Source organism: Nonomuraea sp. NPDC050328 (genome assembly GCF_044459405.1).
GTDB lineage: Bacteria > Actinomycetota > Actinomycetes > Streptosporangiales > Streptosporangiaceae > Nonomuraea.
On sequence record NZ_JBITIW010000003.1, the window covers coordinates 107520 to 124946 of the forward strand.

Here is a 17427-nt window from a genome sequence, read left to right on the forward strand (position 1 = left end):
GGCGCTCAGGGTGACCCAGCGCTCAGGGTGACCCGGTGGCCGGCGGCTTGGGGGCGGGCGCGAAGGCCACTTCCGAGCCCTCGCCGCCCTCGGCCGGCGCCCGGTACGTCACGGCGTAGGCGGTCCGCCGGAACGAGCCCCGCGCGGCCTTGGCCCCCATCGGAGGGATCTGCCGGTCCAGGCCCAGGTCGTACCACGCGTGCTTCGAGTCCGGCTGCACACAGTGGCGCTCCTGGACCCGCACGCGCGTCACCTTGCGCACGCAGACCTCGACGACGCTCGCCGGGCGGAGCACCAGCTCGGTCTCGCCGTCGCCGCCCTCGGGCGGCGCCCGGTAGAAGGCGGGTTTGGCGTCGGACGGCTCCCGCAGCACGCCGGTGGCGGCCTTCCGGCCGACGGCTGGGACGGGCCGGCCCGTGGCGACGAAGCTCCAGGCGTGCCCGGGCCGCTCGTCGTCGCACCGCTGATCCGGGGCCCTGACCAAGGCAGGCACGGTGACGCAGAGCTCGACGTAGGCGGTGGTGGGCGGGCCGTCGTCGGGGCCGGGCAGCGGGCCCTCGCGCAGAGGTTCTGCGCACCCGGCGAGCGGCAGGACCGGCACCAGGGTCAGCAAGGAAAGGGCGAGGCGGGTTCGGGTCGGTGGCACCGAGAGGTCCTCCGCGATGGGCGACGGGCCTTCGACCCTATCCCCGGCGGCCCCGGTGCGGCGGGGCCGTTCGGAGGGGTCAGCCGATGGCGTTGGCCATGCCGACCACGATCGGGCCCAGCAGGGGCAGCACCACGTTCGAGAGGGCGTACACGATGGTGTACGACATCAGCGGCGTGGTGTTGCCGGCCTGCGACTGCACGGCGGTGATGGCCGGGGTGGAGCACTGCTGGCCGGCGACCGCGCCGAGGGCCAGCGGGGCGGGCAGCTTCATCACCTTGAAGGCCACCAGGAGCGAGATCGTGGCCGGGATGAGGGTGATGAGCACGCCGGTGACCGGCAGCGCGAAGCCGAACTTCTGGATCAGCGCCACCGCCGCCGGCCCCGACGACAGGCCGACCGCGCAGATGAAGGTGGACAGGCCGAGGTCCTTGATGACCGAGGCCGCCGCCGAGTCGTACTGCCCGATGGTCGGGTGCTTGGCCCGCAGCCAGCCGAAGAACAGGCCGGACAGCAGGCAGCCGCCGCCGGTGCCGAGCGAGAGCGGGATGTCGCCCAGCGGGATGGTGATCTTGCCGATCAGCATGCCGAGGATGATGCCGAGCGCGATGAAGATGAAGTCGGCCTTCACCGCGGTGTCGATCCGGAAGCCGGTCGCCTTGACGAAGGCCGAGACGTCCTTCTTGGTGCCGGTGACGCGGGCCACGTCGCCGGTGTTGATCACCGTGCCCGGCTGGATCGGCAGGCCCGACTCCATCCGGGTCAGGCCGGTCAGGTAGGCGCCGCTCTGCTGCTCGACGGCCTGCTTGCGCAGATCGGCGACGGTGGCGCCGTTGAGCGCCTTGTTGGTCAGGAAGACCTGCGCGACGTCGAGCTCGATGGCGTCGGTGCCCGGGTCGGCCACCTCGGGCCCGACCACCTGGTCGGCGTGGACCAGGTCCTCGCGCAGGCCGAACAGGACCACGACGTCGTCGTGCGAGAGCCTGGTGTCCGGGCCGACGTCGAGGGTCTCGTCGCCCCGCCGTACGCGCTCGACCGTGGCCCGCCCGCCCAGGGCGGCCTCGACCTGCGCGACGGTCTGCCCGGCGGCGGCCGAGACGCGCTGGGCGCGGCCGACGACCGCCGGCATGACGGTGACCGCGTCCTCGTCGACGCGGCCCTTGCTGAGCTGACGCCACAGCTTGACCGCCTCGTCGCGGATGCTGAAGCGGCCGATCGCCGGGGCGATCTGGCTGGTCAGCAGGACGATGGTGATCAGGCCGCAGATGTAGGAGATGGAGTAGGCGGTGCCGACGTTGGCCTGCAGGGCCTGGATCTGCCCGGGCGGCAGCGAGAGCTTGGCGATGGCGTCGGTGGCCGTGCCGACCACGGCCGACTCGGTGGCGCCGCCGGCCATGAGGCCCGCCGCGGTCCCGGCGTCCAGGTGCAGGACGGCGGTGGCGACGGCGGTGACGCCCAGCACCGCCACCACCTCGATCAGGGTGAACCAGCCGTAGCGCAGGCTGCGGCGGTTGAGGCTGGCGAAGAACGACGGCCCGCTCAGGTAGCCCAGGGTGAAGATGAACAACGCGAAGGCGATGTTCTTGACCTGGTCGTTGAGGGTGATGCCGCCGATCATGCCGACGAGGATGGCCACGATCAGGGTGCCGGCGATGCCGCCGAGCGACAGGCCCTTCACCTTCACCTTGCCGATGGCGTAGCCGAGCGCCAGGCAGATGAACAGCGCCATCTCCGGCGTGCCCTGGAGCAACTCCTTGAACCAGGTCATGACCGGTCGAACTCCCGCTTGTACTCGTCGACCACTTCCTTCAGCCACGTCCCGATCTGGGCGTAGTCGTCCTGGGCGAGGTTGGCCAGGCTGACCCGCACGCTCCACTGCGGGCCGTCGAAGCCGCCGCCGTTGAGCAGCACGACCGAGCCCTTCTCGGCGAGGCGGAAGACCGGGTCGACCGGCTCGAAGTTCTGCTGCAGCCAGGCGGCGAACTCGGTGCCGTAGGTGCGCTGGACGAAGTTGAGGATGTCCAGCTCGATGTAGTAGCGGGCGGCCAGCGGGTCGTCCGGGATGGCCAGGCCCATGCCCTCGCCGAGGGCGGCGACGCGGCGGGCGATGACCGACTGGCAGGTGCGCTTGTAGTCGTTGCCGGAGTCCAGGAGCGCGGCCAGCGCGAACAGCGTCATCTGCAGTTGCTGCGGCGTGGACAGGCCCGCGGTGTGGTTGAGCGCCACGTCGCGCGAGTCGGCGACCAGCCGGTCCACGAACTTGATCGTCGACGGTTCGAGGGCGATGGTGTCGTAGCGGTCGCGCAGCCGGTCCTGGTCCGCCTTGGAGAGCTGGGCGATCTTCTCGTCGAAGATGTTGTCCTGGTTGACCGCGACGACGCCGAGCCGCCAGCCGGTGCAGCCGAAGTACTTGCTGAAGGAGTAGACGCCGATGGTGTTGCGCGGCGCGGTCGACATCAGCGAGCGGAAGCCGTCGACGAAGGTGCCGTAGACGTCGTCGGTGATGATCGTCAGGCCCGGGTTGGAGGTCTCGATGATCCGCGCGATGTGGTCGAGCGACTCCTGGGCCAGCATCACCGACGGCGGGTTGGACGGGTTGACCAGGAACAGCGCCTTCACCGACGGGTCGGCCAGCTTGTCCAGCTCGCTCTGCGAGTACTGCCAGGTGTGCAGGCCGCCCTCCGACATCCGGTCGGCCTGGAGCTCCACCGTCTTGAAGGAGAAGCGCTCCAGGCGCGGGATCTCCAGGTACGGGGTGAAGATCGGGGTCATGATGGCGATCGTGTCCTCCTTGCGGAGGATGCCGTTGACCTGGAGGCTGTCGAAGACGTAGCACATGGCCGCCGTCCCGCCCTCGGTCGCGAACAGGTCGTACGGCCTGGCCGGCCGGTGGCCCGCGCACATCTCCTGCACCAGGTAGGCGTGGACGACCGCCTCGGCGTGCTTGAGCATGCGGTCCGGCTCGGGGTAGTGGTCGCCGATCACCGCGTCGGCCATCTCCCACACGAACTCGTCGGCCTCGAAGCCGAGCTCGCGCGTGCCGTACTCCACCGAGCGGCGTAGCAGCCCCGCGCCGGGCCGGTCGGGGCCGGCGTCGAGGAAGGCGGTCAGCCGCCCGGCGATGCCGTCCTTGGCCGGCATGCCGCCCAGCAGCTCGAACTCCGACCAGGTGCGCCGCGACTCGGTCAGGGCGAAGGCGCCCATGAGGAAGAAGGCCTCGCGGGGCTCGGTGGCGATCCAGTTCGGGTTGCCCCGCCCCGCGTTGAGCATCGCGTGCGCGGACTTCGAGTCGCCGGCGAGCTCGATGAGCTCGTTCTTGAGCTCGAAGGGGCTGAGCGCTTCCCACTTCCGCTCGGTCGCGCGGTCGGCCATGGTGGTTCCCCCTAGGACAGCAGGGCGACGATGATCGTCCCCCAGATGGTGAGCAGTGTGTTGCCGATGGCGTAGGGCACGGTGTAGCCGAGCACCGGCACCTGGCTCTTGGCCGCGTCGGTGACGGCGCCGATGGAGGCGGTGGTGGTGAAGGTGCCGGCGGTGACCCCGAGGTTGATCGGGGCCGGCCACCGGTAGATCAGCTTGCCGAGCGCCAGGGTCACGACCATCGGCACGAGCGTGACCACCAGCCCGGCCAGCAGCAGGCCGAAGCCCTCCTGCTTGAGCCCGGCGATGAAGTTGGGCCCGGCGGTGATGCCGACGATGCCGACGAACATGCACAGCCCGCCGGTGTTCATCAGCCACTCGGCCGCGGCCGGGAAGCGGCCGTGCGCGGGGTGCTTGGCGTGCAGCCAGCCGAAGATGAGGCCCATGATGAGCGCGCCGCCGCTGGTGGTGAGCCCGATGTCGGCCCCGGCGACGGCGATGGTCGGGATGCCGATCAGGCCGCCGAGGAAGATGCCCAGGCCGACGAAGGAGAAGTCGGTCTCGTCGCTGCTGCGCAGCGCCTGGCCGATCTTCGGCACGGCCCGCTCGACCAGTTCGCGGGCGCCCTGGATGGTGACGGTGTCGCCGACGTGCAGCGGGCTGTGCCGCCCGACCGGCATCTCGATCCCGGAGCGCACGATCTTGGTGATGAACAGCCCGCGCGCGCCCGGATGGGTGGCCAGCTTCTCCGGGGTGAGGTCGGCCACCACCTTCTTGGTGAGCACCACCGGGAGCGTCTCGATGTCGTAGTCGAGCAGTTCGGGGTCGTCCACCTCGACGCCGTCGGCGTTCATCGCGCCGTGGATCAGGTCGGCGTGGCTGGCGGTGACGGTGACCACGTCACCGGCGCGCAGCACGGTGTCGGCGTCGGTGTAGGCCATGGTGTCGCCGCGGCGGTAGCGGTACAGGAAGATGCGGTGCCCGAGCGAGGCGGCGCGCTCCTCGAAGGCGCCGACCGCCGAGCCGTCGAGCTCGGAGCCGGCGCTGATCCGGTAGGTGCGCCGCTCCAGGCGGCGGTAGGCGACGGCCAGGTCGGGGTCCTCGGAGGTGCCGAGTTCGCGCTCCAGCTTCTTGGAATCCTCGACCAGGCTCTTGGAGCCGAGCAGCCGCCAGGCGAGCTGGGACAGGAAGTAGGCGGCGGCGGCCGTGCCGAACAGGTAGCAGACGGCGTAGCCGACCGGGATCTGGTTGACGTAGGTCTGCTTCAGGTTGGCCGGGATCGTCGCCGAGGCGTTGATCGCGTCGGTGGCGACGCCGATCACGGCCGACTGGGTCAGCCCGCCGGCCAGCAGCCCCGATCCCCAGCCGGGCCCGTAGCCCATCAGCACGGCCATGCCCCAGGCCACCAGCAGGCCGGCCACGCAGCCCACCACCGAGACGATGACCTGCGGGATGCCGCTCTTTTTGAGCCCGGCGAAGAACTGCGGCCCGACCTTGAACCCGAGCGCGAACAGGAAGCCGATGAAGGCCACCGTCTTGACCAGGTCGGGGATCTTGATGTCGAGCTGGCCGATCAGCACGCCGGCCAGCAGCGTGCCGGTCACCGAGCCCAGGACGATGCCCTTGACGCCGAGGCGGCCGATGAAGAAGCCGAGGGCCATGGTCAGGAAGATCGCGATCTCGGCGTGCTGCCGGAGGGCGTCCACCAGCCACGACCACATACGTCCCCCCGAGCGGCGTGCGTCAGGGGGAAATGACGGATGTGGTCGTTCCCGCACCTTGATCAGGTGAAACGTCGGAGACCCTGATCCGGCGGCGCGGCAGCAGGCTGGCGCCGACCATGATGCCGAGCGTGATCGCCACCATGGTGAGCAGCGTCTGGACCAGGTCGTCCAGGCCGGAGGCGCCCTGTCCGGAGACCAGCTCGCTCACCCCGGTGAGCCCCACCGAGCCGGGCACCAGCATCCAGAACGAGGGCAGGAAGAGCACCTGGGCGGGCGTGTCGGTGCGGCGCTCGACCAGCGCGGCGAGCAGCGGGATGACCGCCCCGGCCGCGAACGCGCCGACCATCGGCCCCGCCCAGCCGGTGCCGGCGAGCTGGGCCAGCCGCTCGGCCAGCAGGCAGACCAGCACCCACGGCAGCACTCGGGCACGGGCCGAGTAGAAGATCTGGAAGCCCACGCCCAGCAGCACCACGCCCGCCCACGGCGCCCAGCCGCCCAGCGCGCCGTCGGCCGCGATGCCCGGCGGCAGCCCGGTCCGGTCGGCCAGGGTGATCCCGGCCAGGATGCCGAAGGCCAGCAGCAGGAGCACGTTGACCCCGCCGGCCAGCCGGGCCATGCCGGACAGGGTGGCGCCGTGCGCCAGCTCGATGGTGCCCATGGTGAGCAGGCTGCCGGGCAGGAAGGCGATCAGCGGCGGGATGAGCAGCTCGCCGGGGCTCATGTGCAGCAGCGGCTCGGCCCAGCGCAGCGCCACGAAGGTGACCGCGGTGGCCGCCACCACCGGCATCGCGGTGGCCAGCACCGGGAAGCGGGCGCCCAGCAGGCGCAGCACGCCTACGCCCAGGCCGAGCAGCGCCCAGCCGAGCACCGCCTTGGACGTCGGGTGCTGCAGCAGCCCGAGGCCGACGGTCAGGATCGCGTAGCCCAGCACCGAGCCGGCGGGGCTGATCCGGCGGGGCATCCGGTGGATCTCCCGCAGCTCGGCGCGGGCCCGCTCGATCGGCATGGTACGGCCGCGCAGCCGCGTGACCAGCCCGTACAGCTCCTGCACCTGGTCGAGGCGGAGCTGGTCGCCGGCGACGGGCCGGAAGTCCATGACGCCCGCGTCGCCCTCGCCCACCCGGACGAACAGCCCCGTCGGCACCACGAAGCAGGCGCAGCGCACGCCGTAGCGGGCGGCGACGTCGCTCAGCGTCCCCTCCACCGCCGAGGTCTGCTCGCCGGCCCGCAGCAGCGCGTCGCCCAGCTCGCACAGGAAGCCGGCCAGCCGCCGGTTCCAGTCGGCCTGGGTGCTGGCGCCGGGCACCTCGATCACCTGGCCGCGCGCGTACCGCCCGGCCGTACCGTTGCGGAGAACGCGGGCCAGAGCGGCGGCCCGCGCGGCGGCGCGGCCCGCCAGCTTCCGCATCCCCGCCATGATCGCGCCCGCCACACCCCGCTCACTATCCGCGGCCGAGCCCCGGCAAGCCCGCCGGACGGTCATGGAGTGATTTGCCGAGTTGTTGGTGTTGCAAAGAAGCGCCCCAGGAAACCCGACCATCATGACATCGCCCTTTGAGTCCTTCTTCGGCCGCGATCCGTTCCGGGGATTCGACACCTTCTTCGGCGGGGGCCGGGAGTCCTGGCCGCCGGCCCGGCCCAGCGTGCAGCGGGTCGACATCGGCCGCATGCTCACCGAACCGGCCCGCGAGCTGCTCCGCCGAGGGGTCGAGCTGGCCGCCGCGCGCGGCGCGGCCGACCTGGACTCCCTGGACCTGCTGCAGGCCGCGACCGGCGACCCGGTGACCCGCGCGCTGCTGATGAACGCCGGCGCCGACCCCGAGCGCCTCGACCAGGCCATCCAGCAGGTGCTGCCCAAGGGCCCCGAGGGCGAGGAGCCCACCACGGTCAGCCCGGCGGTGAAGAAGGCCTTCCTGGACGCGATGCGCATCTCGCGCGCCCTCGGCTCCTCCGGCATCGGCCCCGACCACCTGCTGCTGGCGCTGGCCGCCAACCCCGACTCGCCCGCCGCGCGGGTGCTGGACGCGGCCGGCGTCTCGCCGCACGAGCTGGAGGAGACGATCGTGGCCACCGGCCCCGAGAGCGTCGCCACCGCGAAGAGGAAGACCGACACCCCGACCCTCGACGAGTACAGCCGCGACCTGACCGAGGAGGCCCGCGAAGGCCGGCTGGACCCGGTGATCGGCCGCGAGGACGAGATCGAGCAGTGCGTCGAGGTGCTCTCGCGCCGGCGCAAGAACAACCCCGTGCTGATCGGCGAGCCAGGCGTGGGCAAGACCGCCATCGTCGAGGGCATCGCCCAGCGCGTGGTCAACGGCAGCGTGCCCGACACCCTCAAGGACCGCCGGGTGGTCACCCTCGACCTCAGCGGCCTGGTCGCCGGGTCGAAGTACCGCGGCGAGTTCGAGGAACGCATGAAGAAGGTGATCGACGAGGTCACCGCGCACAGCGGCGAGCTGATCGTCTTCATCGACGAGGTGCACACCATCATCGGGGCCGGCTCGGCCGAGGGCGGCATGGACGCGGGCAACATGCTCAAGCCCGCCCTGGCCCGCGGCGAGCTGCACGTCATCGCCGCCACCACGCTGGACGAGTACCGCAAGAACATCGAGAAGGACGCCGCGCTGGAGCGCCGCTTCCAGCCCATCCTGGTCCCGGAGCCGTCGCCGGAGGACACCGTCGGCATCCTCAACGGCCTGCGCGACCGCTACGAGGCGCACCACCAGGTGAAGATCGCCGAGGACGCGATCACCGCCGCGGTCAACCTGTCCGACCGCTACATCAACGACCGGTTCCTGCCGGACAAGGCGATCGACCTGATCGACCAGACCTCCGCCCGGGTACGGCTGCGCGCCATGACGCCCGGCGAGGACGTGCGCGAACTGGAGGCGCGGCTGGAGAGCCTGCGCCGCGACAAGGACCAGGCGGTCAAGAGCGAGGACTTCGACCGCGCCAAGGAGCTGACCGCCGAGATCGACCGGCTGCGCCCCGAGCTGGAGGGCGCCCGGCGCGGCCGCGACGACACCCCGACCGTGGTCGCCCAGGACGTGGCCGAGGTGGTCTCGCGGCTGACCGGCATCCCCGCCAGCCAGCTCACCGAGGAGGAGCGCAGCCGGCTGCTCAAGCTGGAGGAGCACCTGCACGAGCGGGTGATCGGCCAGGACGACGCGGTCACCGCCGTCTCCGAGGCGGTCCGGCGCTCGCGGGCGGGCCTGTCCGACCCCAACCGGCCGATCGGCAGCTTCATGTTCCTGGGCCCGACCGGCGTCGGCAAGACCGAGCTGGCTCGCGCCCTGGCCGACGCCCTGTTCGGCAGCGAGAAGGACATGATCCGCATCGACATGTCCGAGTACCAGGACAAGTACTCCGTCAGCCGGCTCGTCGGCGCCCCGCCCGGCTACGTGGGCTACGAGGAGGCCGGCCAGCTCACCGAGGCCGTCCGCCGCCGCCCGCACAGCATCGTGCTGTTCGACGAGGTGGAGAAGGCCCACCCGGACATCATGAACATCCTGCTGCAGATGCTGGACGACGGCCGGCTGACCGACGGCCAGGGCCGCACGGTGGACTTCACCAACAGCATCGTGATCATGACCAGCAACCTGGGGTCCAACCTCATCCTCATGCACAACGGCGACCCCGCCGAGCTGCGCGACCAGCTCATGGAGCTGCTGCAGTCGCAGCTCCGGCCCGAGCTGATCAACCGGATCGACGAGATCATCGTCTTCAACCGGCTGGACAAGGAGGAGATCCGCCAGATCACCACCCTGCTGCTGGGCAGGACCGAGCGGCGGCTGGCCGCCCAGGACATCACGCTGACCGTCTCCGACGCGGCCAAGGACTGGCTGGCCGAGAAGGGCTACAAGCCCGAGTTCGGGGCCCGGCCGCTGCGCCGTACCATCCAGCGCGAGCTGGACAACCGGCTGTCGTCCATGGTCATCAACGGCGAGCTGTCGCCGGGCGACCGGGTGAGCGCCGACGCCGCCGAGTCCGGGCTGACCCTGACGGTCGACGGCAGGGGCGAGCGCCGGGAGGGATGAGCGTCCGCTCCTGGCTGTGCACCGGCGACGGGCTGAGCGAGCTCGACCGCGCCCCGGGCGACCTGCCCGGGGTGCTGGCCGGGCTCACCGGCTCCGCCTACCTGTGGGTCGAGCTCGGCGACCCCTCGGCCGAGGAGCTCCGCACCCTGGGCGAGCACCTCGGGCTGCCCGGCATCGTGCTCCAGGACGCCGGCCACCACCACCAGCGGCCCAAGTCCGACACCGTCCAGGACCTGCGGGTCTGGGTGCTCAAGACGCTCTGGTACCTGGAGCCCACCTCGCAGATCGAGACCGGAGACCTGGCCGTGGTGCTGGGCCGCAACCTGCTGGTCACGGTACGGCACGGCCGGGGCGACCCGGTGCCGCAGGCGCGCGCCCGGCTGACCGGCGGCGGCAAGCTGCTCGGCCGCGGCCCGCTCGGCGCGGTCTACGCCCTGGTGAGCGTGCTGGTCGACGACTACCTGTCGGCCGCGGCCGAGGTGGCCAAGGACGTCACCGAGCTGGAACGCGACCTGTTCGCCGGTCCCCGGATCGACGCGGTGAAGCCGCTCTACTCGCTCCGGCGCGAGATCCTGGAGTTCAGGGACGCCATCGCGCCCATGGAGCCGGTCGCCGACGACTTCCTCGACCAGCGCAGCCCCGACGCCTACCTGCGCGAGCTGGCCCGGCACGTGCGCCGGGCCGCCCAGTCGGTCCGCTCCAGCGAGGAGCTGATCGGCTCGCTGCTCAACGCCCATCTGGGGCAGATCAGCATGTGGCAGAACGAGGACATGCGCAAGATCTCCGGCTGGGCGGCGATCATCGCCGCGCCCACCCTGCTGGCCGGGATCTACGGCATGAACTTCGACGACATGCCCGAGCTGCACTGGCGCTTCGGCTACCCGGCGGTGCTGCTGGTGATGGCGCTGACCTGCTGGCTGCTGTACCGGGCCTTCCGCCGCAACGGCTGGCTCTAGGCGCCGGCCGGTGGCTCAGGCCGGCCAGTGGCTCAGGCCGCTAGTGGCTCAGGCCGACCACCAGCCACATGAACGCCGCGCCCGCCACCGTCGCGGCCATCGTCAGCCGCGAGGACCGCACCGCGTGCGCCTGCGGCAGGATGTCGGCCGTGGCCAGGTAGAGCAGGAAGCCCCCGAAGTACCCCAGGTAGAGGCCGATCAGCTCGGGCGGCACCCGCAGCAGGGTGCCCGCGACCGCGCCGGCCACCGGGGCCGCCGCGTCGGCCAGCAGCAGCGCGACCGCCCGGCGGCGGGCGTTGCCGTACAGGGTGGTGACGGTGAAGGTGTTGAAGCCGTCGGCGAAGTCGTGCGCGATCACCGCGATGGCCACCGAGACGCCGAGCGCCGTGCCCGCCTGGAAGCCGAGCCCGATGCCGAGGCCGTCGAGGAAGCTGTGCGCGACCAGCCCCGAGGCGGTCAGCAAGCCCACGGATTCGAGCCCGTGGTGGTGTTGCCCGAAGCTCTCCTCCTGGCCGCGGTGCAGCGCGAGCGCCTTCTCGATCAGGTGCAGCGTCAGGAACCCGCCGACCGCCATGAGCATCGCCGCGGGCACGCCGAACACCTCCTGGCCCGACTGCTCCAGCGCCTCGGGCAGCAGGTCGAAGAAGACCACGCCGAGCATCAGCCCGGCGGCCAGCCCCAGCACCACCTGCCGCCGCTCGCCGATGCGCGCCGCGACCAGCCCGCCCAGCAGGGTCGAGCAGAACGCCAGCAGGGCAACCAGGACCGCCATGCGCCCACCCTGCCGGGATCGGGCCCCGCCGGAGCCGGTTGCCACGCGATCTTTGCGCAGGTGTGGGCGAACCGTTCCTACCATGGTGCGGTGAGAAAGCTTGACCGGCAGGAGTGGCAGGAGCGGGCCGAGGCGCACGGCCGGCGGGTGGACGCCTGGCTCGAAGGGCATCTGCGCCGCCGCCAGAGCGGGCAGCCGCATCCGGTGGAGGACTTCCTGTTCACCTACTACGGCCACCGCCCGGCGCGGCTGCGCCGCTGGCACCCGGGCGCCGGCGTGCTGCTGGAGGGCGCCCGCGACTTCGGGCCGGAGTACCTCGACACCCCCAAGGGCGCCGTGCTCGACGCCGACCGGCTGCTGGAGCGGCGCGGGGCGCTGCTCGACTTCACCGTCGCCCTGCTGTCGGCCACCGCGTCCCGCCCGGCCCACCTGGCCTGCTTCGGGCTGCACGAGTGGGCCATGGTCTACCGGACCCGGGAGGTACGGCACGCCGCCCAGCCCCTGCGCCTGGCGCCGGAGGAGATCGACGAGGTCGTCGAGCGGCGCGGCGTGCGGTGCAGCCACTTCGACGCCTTCCGCTTCTTCACCGAGCCCGCCCGGCCGCTCAACGCGCTGCAGCCGAGCCGCGAGCGCCAGCTCGACCTCGAACAGCCCGGCTGCCTGCACGCCAACATGGATCTGTACAAATGGGCCTACAAACTCTCGCCGCTGGTGCCGAGCGAGCTGGTGGCCGACTGTTTCGAGCTGGCGCGGGAGATCCGCGAAGTGGACATGCGGGCCAGTCCCTACGATTTGCGGGCACTGGGCTACCGGCCGATCCCGATCGAGAGCGCCGAAGGGCGCACCGAGTATGCGGCGGCACAACGCGGCTTTTCCGAACGGGCTTCGGTATTGCGTGAGCGGCTGCTGGTCGCGTGCCGTTCGTTGCGGAAGTCTCCCAGCGCCGAAATGGTACAACCGTAAACTCTTTCTGTCGGAAGAATCGGCCCGGAGAATCGGCCCGATAAATCAGGACAAAGGCGGATTTAACAGGTAATAGGAATCGTGGGGCTAGCCGGGCCTCTGGGACTCTGATAAACATTTCGCGCTGCCTGCGGGGGCAGGTCACTGGGCATGTCCACCGAACGGCCGTCGGTTTGCGGCTGTCTGCAAGGAGCGCGCGGTTGCTGGCCGATGAACTTTTCCTGATCGCCTGGGACACCACGAGCTCGGGCAAACCCCGCCTCCACGTCCAAGGGGTGGCGCTCGGCCTGGCCGGAGCCCTCCTGGCCGAACTCGTCCTGCACAGCCGGGTCGCCGTGCAGGGCGCCACCATCCGGGTCGCCGACCGGCGCCCGGTGGGGGAGACGGTCGCCGACGCCGTCCTGGCCGACATGGCCGGCTCCCCGCAGCACACCGACGTCCGCACCTGGCTCGCCTACCTCGCCCAGCGCTCCATCACCGACGTGGCGGGCCGCATGATCGCCGCGGGCCGGCTCGAACGCGAGGCGCCCCGGCTGATCAAGCGCAAGGTGAGCCGCTACTACGCCCCCGACTTCGGCCAGGCCATGTGGCCGCGCACCCGGCTCAACATGGCCCTGGTGCGCTGGCAGCCGCTCGCCGCCGAGGACATGGCCCTGGCCGTCCTGGTCGACTCCTGCGGCATGACCGACGTCGTGGTCGACGACCCCGCCGAACGCAAGATCGCCCGGCGCTACCTCACCACCGTGCTGGCCGCCCTGCCCCAGCCGCTCGCCGACCTCGGCCGGCACGTCAGCGCCGCGGTCGGCGACGCCGTCCTGACCTACCGCTCCTGAACCCTCCGCTCCTCCGTCGCTTCTGACGAACCCCCCAACCAAAGCCTCAGAAAGGACAGCGATGCTCACCCGTGAATCCGGCAAGCAGCCGGACCGGATCGCCGGCGCCCTCGCGGCCAACCGGTTAGGCGCGCCCTCGGTCGTCTTCTTCGTCATGTCCGCCGCGGCCCCGCTCACCGTGGTCGGCGGCGTCGTTCCCTCCGCCATCGCCGGAACCGGCATCATCGGCCTGCCCATCGCCTTCATCGCCGTCGGACTCGTCCTCGCCCTGTTCTCCGTGGGCTACGTGGCCATGGCCCGCCACATGGCCAACGCCGGCGCCTTCTACACCTACATCTCCCACGGCCTCGGCCGCCCGGCCGGTGTCGCCGCGGCCTGGCTCGCCATGGTCGCCTACAACGGCCTGGCCGTCGGCGCCTTCTTCATGCTCGGCGTCCAGGCCTCCGGGCTGCTCGAAAGCTGGATCGGGCTGCAGATCCCGTGGGGGGTCATCGCCCTGCTGGCCTGGCTGCTCGTCGCGGTCCTCGGCGTGCTGCGCGTCGACGTCAACGGCAAGCTGCTGGCCGTCCTGCTGACCGCCGAGGTCGCCGTCATCCTGCTGTTCAACCTGGGCGACCTGCTCAACCCCTCCGCCGAGGGCCTCACCTTCGCGGCCGCCTCGCCCAGCCTGCTGTTCTCCGAGGGCGCCGCCGCGCTCATCGTCATCGGCACGCTCGGCTTCGTCGGCTTCGAGTCCGCGGTGGTCTTCTCCGAGGAGAGCCGCGAGCCTCGCCGTACCGTGCCGCTGGCCACCTACTCCTCGATCGCCATCATCGCCGTGCTCTACGCGCTGTCCACTTGGGCGCTGTCGGTCGCGACCGGCCCCGGCAACCTGGTCAAGTTCGCCACCGACAACTCCGCCGAAACCGTCTTCGTGCTGGCCGGAGCCCAGTTCGGCAGCGTCGTCGTGGACATCGCCAAGGTGCTGTTCATCACCAGCCTCCTGGCCGCCTCCATCTCCTTCCACAACACCATCGCCCGCTACCTGTTCGCCCTCGGCCGCGAGCGCATCCTGCCCGCCGCCTTCGGCCGTACCAGCGTGCGCACCGGCGCCCCCCAGGCGGGCTCGCTGGCCCAGAGCGGGGTGGCGCTGCTCATCATCCTCGCCGTCATGTTCTTCCAGGGCGACCCGATCGTCGCCTTCTTCGTCGGCGGCGCCACCGGTGGCGCGGGCGTGCTCGTCCTGCTCTTCGCCACCGCCGTCGCCATCGTGCTGTTCTTCCTGCGCGACCACCGCGGCGAGGGCGTCGGCCACCGCCTCGTCGCGCCCGTCCCCGCCGCGATCATCCTCGGCGTCATGGCCTACGTGGGCATCACCAGCTTCGACGTGATCCTCGGTCTCGGGCCGGACCACCCCATGGTGACCGTCGTGCCCATCGTCTACGCGGGCGTCGTCGTCCTCGGCGTGGTGTGGGCGCTCGTCCTGCGCTCCACCAACCCGCAGGTGTACGCCCAGATCGGCCTGGGCGCCAAGGCCGGGACGGAGGCGGTCCGTTGACGGCCGTCCGCCGCGCCGCCCCAGAAGAGGCCGGCTGGGTCTCCGAGCTGGTCGCCACCGCCTTCCAGCCGCTCAAGGCGGTCAATTACCTGCTGCCCGACCCCGCGGGACGCCAGGAGATCATGGCGGCCAACTTCCGCATCCTCGTCGAGCACGCGATGCTCCACGGTCACGTGGACGTCCTCGACGAGGGCCCGGCCGTGGCCGTCTGGTTCCACAACGACCGCGAGGTGCCCGACCCGCCCGACTACGACGTACGGCAGGCCGCCGCGGTCGGCGACAACGTCGAGCGCTTCCGCGTCCTGGACGAGCTGTTCGGCAAGAACCACCCGCACGAGCCGCACCACCACCTGGCCTTCCTCGCCGTGCACCCGGAGAGCCAGGGCCGCGGGCTGGGCAGCCGCCTGATGGAGCACCACCACGCCGAACTCGGCGGCCTGCCCGCCTACCTGGAGGCCAGCAGCCCGTCCAGCCGCGCCCTGTACCTGCGGCACGGCTACGAGCCGCGCGAGACCTTCGCGCTGCCCGACGGCACCCTGTTCTGGCCCATGTGGCGGCCCGGCGCCTAGTCCTGGCGCGGCGTGTGCGCTCCCGTTCCGGTGAGGGAGCGCACCGACAGGTCGTCGTACCGCTCCTGGTCGGCCTTCTCGGTGCTGAGCACCGTGCCGAGCCAGGCGCACAGGAAGCCGAACGGGATGGAGACCAGGCCCGGGTTCTCCATCGGGAAGACGTGGAAGTCGACCCCGGCGGGCAGCAGCGACAGGCTGCCGCCCGTCACGGGGTCGACCTTCCCCGACACCACCGGGGAGAGCAGCACCAGCAGCAGCGAACCCCCCAGCCCGCCGTAGATGCCCGACACCACCCCGGTGGAGTTGAAGCGCTTCCAGAACAGCGACAGCACGATCGCCGGCAGGTTGGCCGAAGCCGCCATGGCGAAGGCGAGCGCCACCAGGAAGGCGACGTTCTGGTTGCGCGCGACGACCGCCAGCACCACGGCCAGCAGGCCGATCGCGAACGCGGACAGCCGCGCGACGGCGACCTCCTGCGACTCCCGCGGCCGGCCGAACATCAGCACGTGCCCGAAGTAGTCGTGCGCCAGCGAGGTCGAGGAGGCCATCACCAGGCCCGAGACCACCGCCAGGATGGTCGCGAAGGCGACGGCGCCGATGAAGGCCAGCAGCAGGTCGCCGCCGACCGGCCCGGCCACCGCCTCGCCCAGCACCTGCGCCAGTTGCAGCGCCGCGGTGTTGCCGCTGGGGTCCTCGGCGATGATGCGCTCCGGGCTGACCAGCGCGGTCGCCCCGAAACCGAGCGCGAGCGTCATCAGGTAGAAGGCGCCCACCAGGCCGATCGCCCAGTTGACCGAGGTGCGCGCGGCGCGGGCGTCGGGCACGGTGAAGAAGCGGCTGACGATGTGCGGCAGGCCCGCCGTCCCCAGCACCAGGGCCAGGGCCAGGCTGATGAAGTCGAGCTTGTTGATCAGCGTGCCGACCGGGTCGCCCGGGACGGTCCGGCCGAAGCGGTTGCCCGGGTCGAGGAAGCCGGTCCTGCCGCTGGCCTCCTGCGCGGCGCCGAGCAGCGCGCTGATGTTGAAGCCGAAGCGGCCCAGCACCAGCGCGGTCAGCACGACTGTGCCGGCCATCAGCAGGACCGCCTTGATGATCTGCACCCAGGTGGTGCCCTTCATGCCGCCGAAGCTGACGTAGAAGATCATCATCGCGCCCACCACCACGATGGTGACGGCCTTCGCCGTACCGCCCTCCAGGCCGAGCAGGAGGGAGACCAGCGCGCCCGCGCCGACCATCTGGGCCAGCAGGTAGAACACGCTCACCGTCACCGTCGAGATCACCGCGGCGGTCCTGACCCGGGGCTGCCGCCGTACCCGGTGGGTCAGCACGTCGGCCATGGTGAAGCGGCCGGCGTTGCGCATCAGCTCCACCAGCAGCAGCGTCAGCAGCCACGCCACCAGGAAGCCGATCGAGTACAGGAAGCCGTCGTAGCCCGACAGCGCGATGATGCCCGCGATGCCCAGGAACGAGGCGGCCGACATGTAGTCGCCGGCCAGCGCCAGGCCGTTCTGCGGGCCGGAGAAGGCCCGGCCGCCGGCGTAGAAGTCGTCCTTGCCCCGCGTGTTGGCCCGCGCCCAGAACGTCACGGCCAGGGTGATCAGGATGAAGACCACGAACAGCCCGAAGGTCAGCAACCGCCCGCCGGTCATCGCGTCTCCCCGTAGGACCTGCGGTGCCGCGCGCCCCGCGCCGCCGGGCCGGCCCGCTCCGGTGTCCAGGTCTCGATCCGGCGGCGCTCGGCCATGATCTGCTCGATGCTGTCCAGCTCGGCGCGCTGCCGCTCGGCCTCCTCGCGCAACTGCTGCGAGAGCGGGTCCAGCATCCGCCGCGCGTAGCGCGTGTAACGCCAGGCCAGGAAGAAGGTCGAGACGAACTGCAGGATGCCCAGGAGCATCGCGATGTTGATGTTGCCGATGGCCGGGCGCGCCATGAAGTCCCGGGCGAAGGCCGACAGGATGATGTAGAGGAAGTACCAGCCGAGGAAGGAGACGACGACGCTCACGGCCAGCCTCCGGAACCTCGTCCGCAGC

General features: G+C 71.3%; 14 protein-coding genes. 6 read left to right on the forward strand and 8 right to left on the reverse strand.

Annotation, left to right across the window (positions count from 1 at the left end):
* Positions 1-22 precede the first annotated feature (22 nt).
* From ACIBG7_RS11710 to ACIBG7_RS11730, 5 genes are all read right to left on the reverse strand, one after another.
* Complete coding sequence (locus ACIBG7_RS11710; protein WP_397336027.1) at positions 23-646, reverse strand: hypothetical protein; 624 nt, start codon at positions 644-646, stop codon at positions 23-25.
* A gap of 79 nt (positions 647-725) precedes the next feature.
* Positions 726-2414: an aspartate-alanine antiporter gene (gene aspT / locus ACIBG7_RS11715; RefSeq protein ID WP_397336028.1), complete on the reverse strand. Its 1689-nt coding sequence runs from the start codon at positions 2412-2414 to the stop codon at positions 726-728.
* Positions 2411-4018 (reverse strand): bifunctional aspartate transaminase/aspartate 4-decarboxylase, encoded by a 1608-nt coding sequence (locus tag ACIBG7_RS11720; RefSeq protein ID WP_357929695.1) that lies wholly within the window; start codon positions 4016-4018, stop codon positions 2411-2413. Before ACIBG7_RS11720 ends, aspT begins: the two co-directional genes overlap by 4 nt.
* A gap of 11 nt (positions 4019-4029) precedes the next feature.
* Positions 4030-5712: a hypothetical protein gene (locus ACIBG7_RS11725; RefSeq protein ID WP_397336029.1), complete on the reverse strand. Its 1683-nt coding sequence runs from the start codon at positions 5710-5712 to the stop codon at positions 4030-4032.
* 37 nt (positions 5713-5749) lie between these two features.
* Positions 5750-7138, reverse strand: coding sequence for a threonine/serine exporter ThrE family protein (locus tag ACIBG7_RS11730; protein WP_397336030.1), 1389 nt, complete (start codon positions 7136-7138; stop codon positions 5750-5752).
* Positions 7139-7271: 133 nt separating this feature from the next.
* Here ACIBG7_RS11730 and ACIBG7_RS11735 point away from each other — a divergent pair, with 133 nt between their 5' ends.
* Both ACIBG7_RS11735 and ACIBG7_RS11740 read left to right on the forward strand, forming a co-directional pair.
* Entirely contained in the window at positions 7272-9767 is a 2496-nt protein-coding gene (locus ACIBG7_RS11735; RefSeq protein ID WP_397336031.1) for an ATP-dependent Clp protease ATP-binding subunit, read from the forward strand.
* Positions 9764-10723, forward strand: coding sequence for a magnesium and cobalt transport protein CorA (locus ACIBG7_RS11740; protein ID WP_397336032.1), 960 nt, complete (start codon positions 9764-9766; stop codon positions 10721-10723). The genes ACIBG7_RS11735 and ACIBG7_RS11740 overlap by 4 nt, the downstream gene beginning before the upstream one ends.
* 40 nt (positions 10724-10763) lie before the next feature.
* Here ACIBG7_RS11740 and ACIBG7_RS11745 read toward each other — a convergent pair whose 3' ends face one another.
* Positions 10764-11495, reverse strand: coding sequence for a ZIP family metal transporter (locus ACIBG7_RS11745; protein WP_357929682.1), 732 nt, complete (start codon positions 11493-11495; stop codon positions 10764-10766).
* 90 nt (positions 11496-11585) lie between these two features.
* Here ACIBG7_RS11745 and ACIBG7_RS11750 point away from each other — a divergent pair, with 90 nt between their 5' ends.
* From ACIBG7_RS11750 to ACIBG7_RS11765, 4 genes are all read left to right on the forward strand, one after another.
* Positions 11586-12458 (forward strand): 3-methyladenine DNA glycosylase, encoded by an 873-nt coding sequence (locus tag ACIBG7_RS11750; RefSeq protein ID WP_397336034.1) that lies wholly within the window; start codon positions 11586-11588, stop codon positions 12456-12458.
* A 200-nt stretch (positions 12459-12658) separates the two neighbouring features.
* Positions 12659-13291, forward strand: a complete 633-nt coding sequence (locus ACIBG7_RS11755; RefSeq protein WP_357929676.1) for a GPP34 family phosphoprotein — start codon at positions 12659-12661, stop codon at positions 13289-13291.
* Between the two features lie 61 nt (positions 13292-13352).
* Positions 13353-14828: an APC family permease gene (locus ACIBG7_RS11760; protein ID WP_397336035.1), complete on the forward strand. Its 1476-nt coding sequence runs from the start codon at positions 13353-13355 to the stop codon at positions 14826-14828.
* Positions 14825-15397, forward strand: coding sequence for a GNAT family N-acetyltransferase (locus ACIBG7_RS11765; protein WP_357929670.1), 573 nt, complete (start codon positions 14825-14827; stop codon positions 15395-15397). Before ACIBG7_RS11760 ends, ACIBG7_RS11765 begins: the two co-directional genes overlap by 4 nt.
* Here the strand turns inward: ACIBG7_RS11765 and ACIBG7_RS11770 are convergent.
* Positions 15394-17046 carry a cation acetate symporter gene (locus tag ACIBG7_RS11770; RefSeq protein ID WP_397336036.1) on the reverse strand — a complete coding sequence of 551 codons (1653 nt, stop codon included), beginning with the start codon at positions 17044-17046 and terminating at the stop codon, positions 15394-15396. The two genes, ACIBG7_RS11765 and ACIBG7_RS11770, sit on opposite strands and share 4 nt — an antisense overlap.
* On the reverse strand, positions 17043-17399 hold the full coding sequence (locus ACIBG7_RS11775; RefSeq protein WP_397336037.1) for a DUF485 domain-containing protein: 357 nt from the start codon (positions 17397-17399) through the stop codon (positions 17043-17045). Before ACIBG7_RS11775 ends, ACIBG7_RS11770 begins: the two co-directional genes overlap by 4 nt.
* Positions 17400-17427 lie beyond the last annotated feature (28 nt).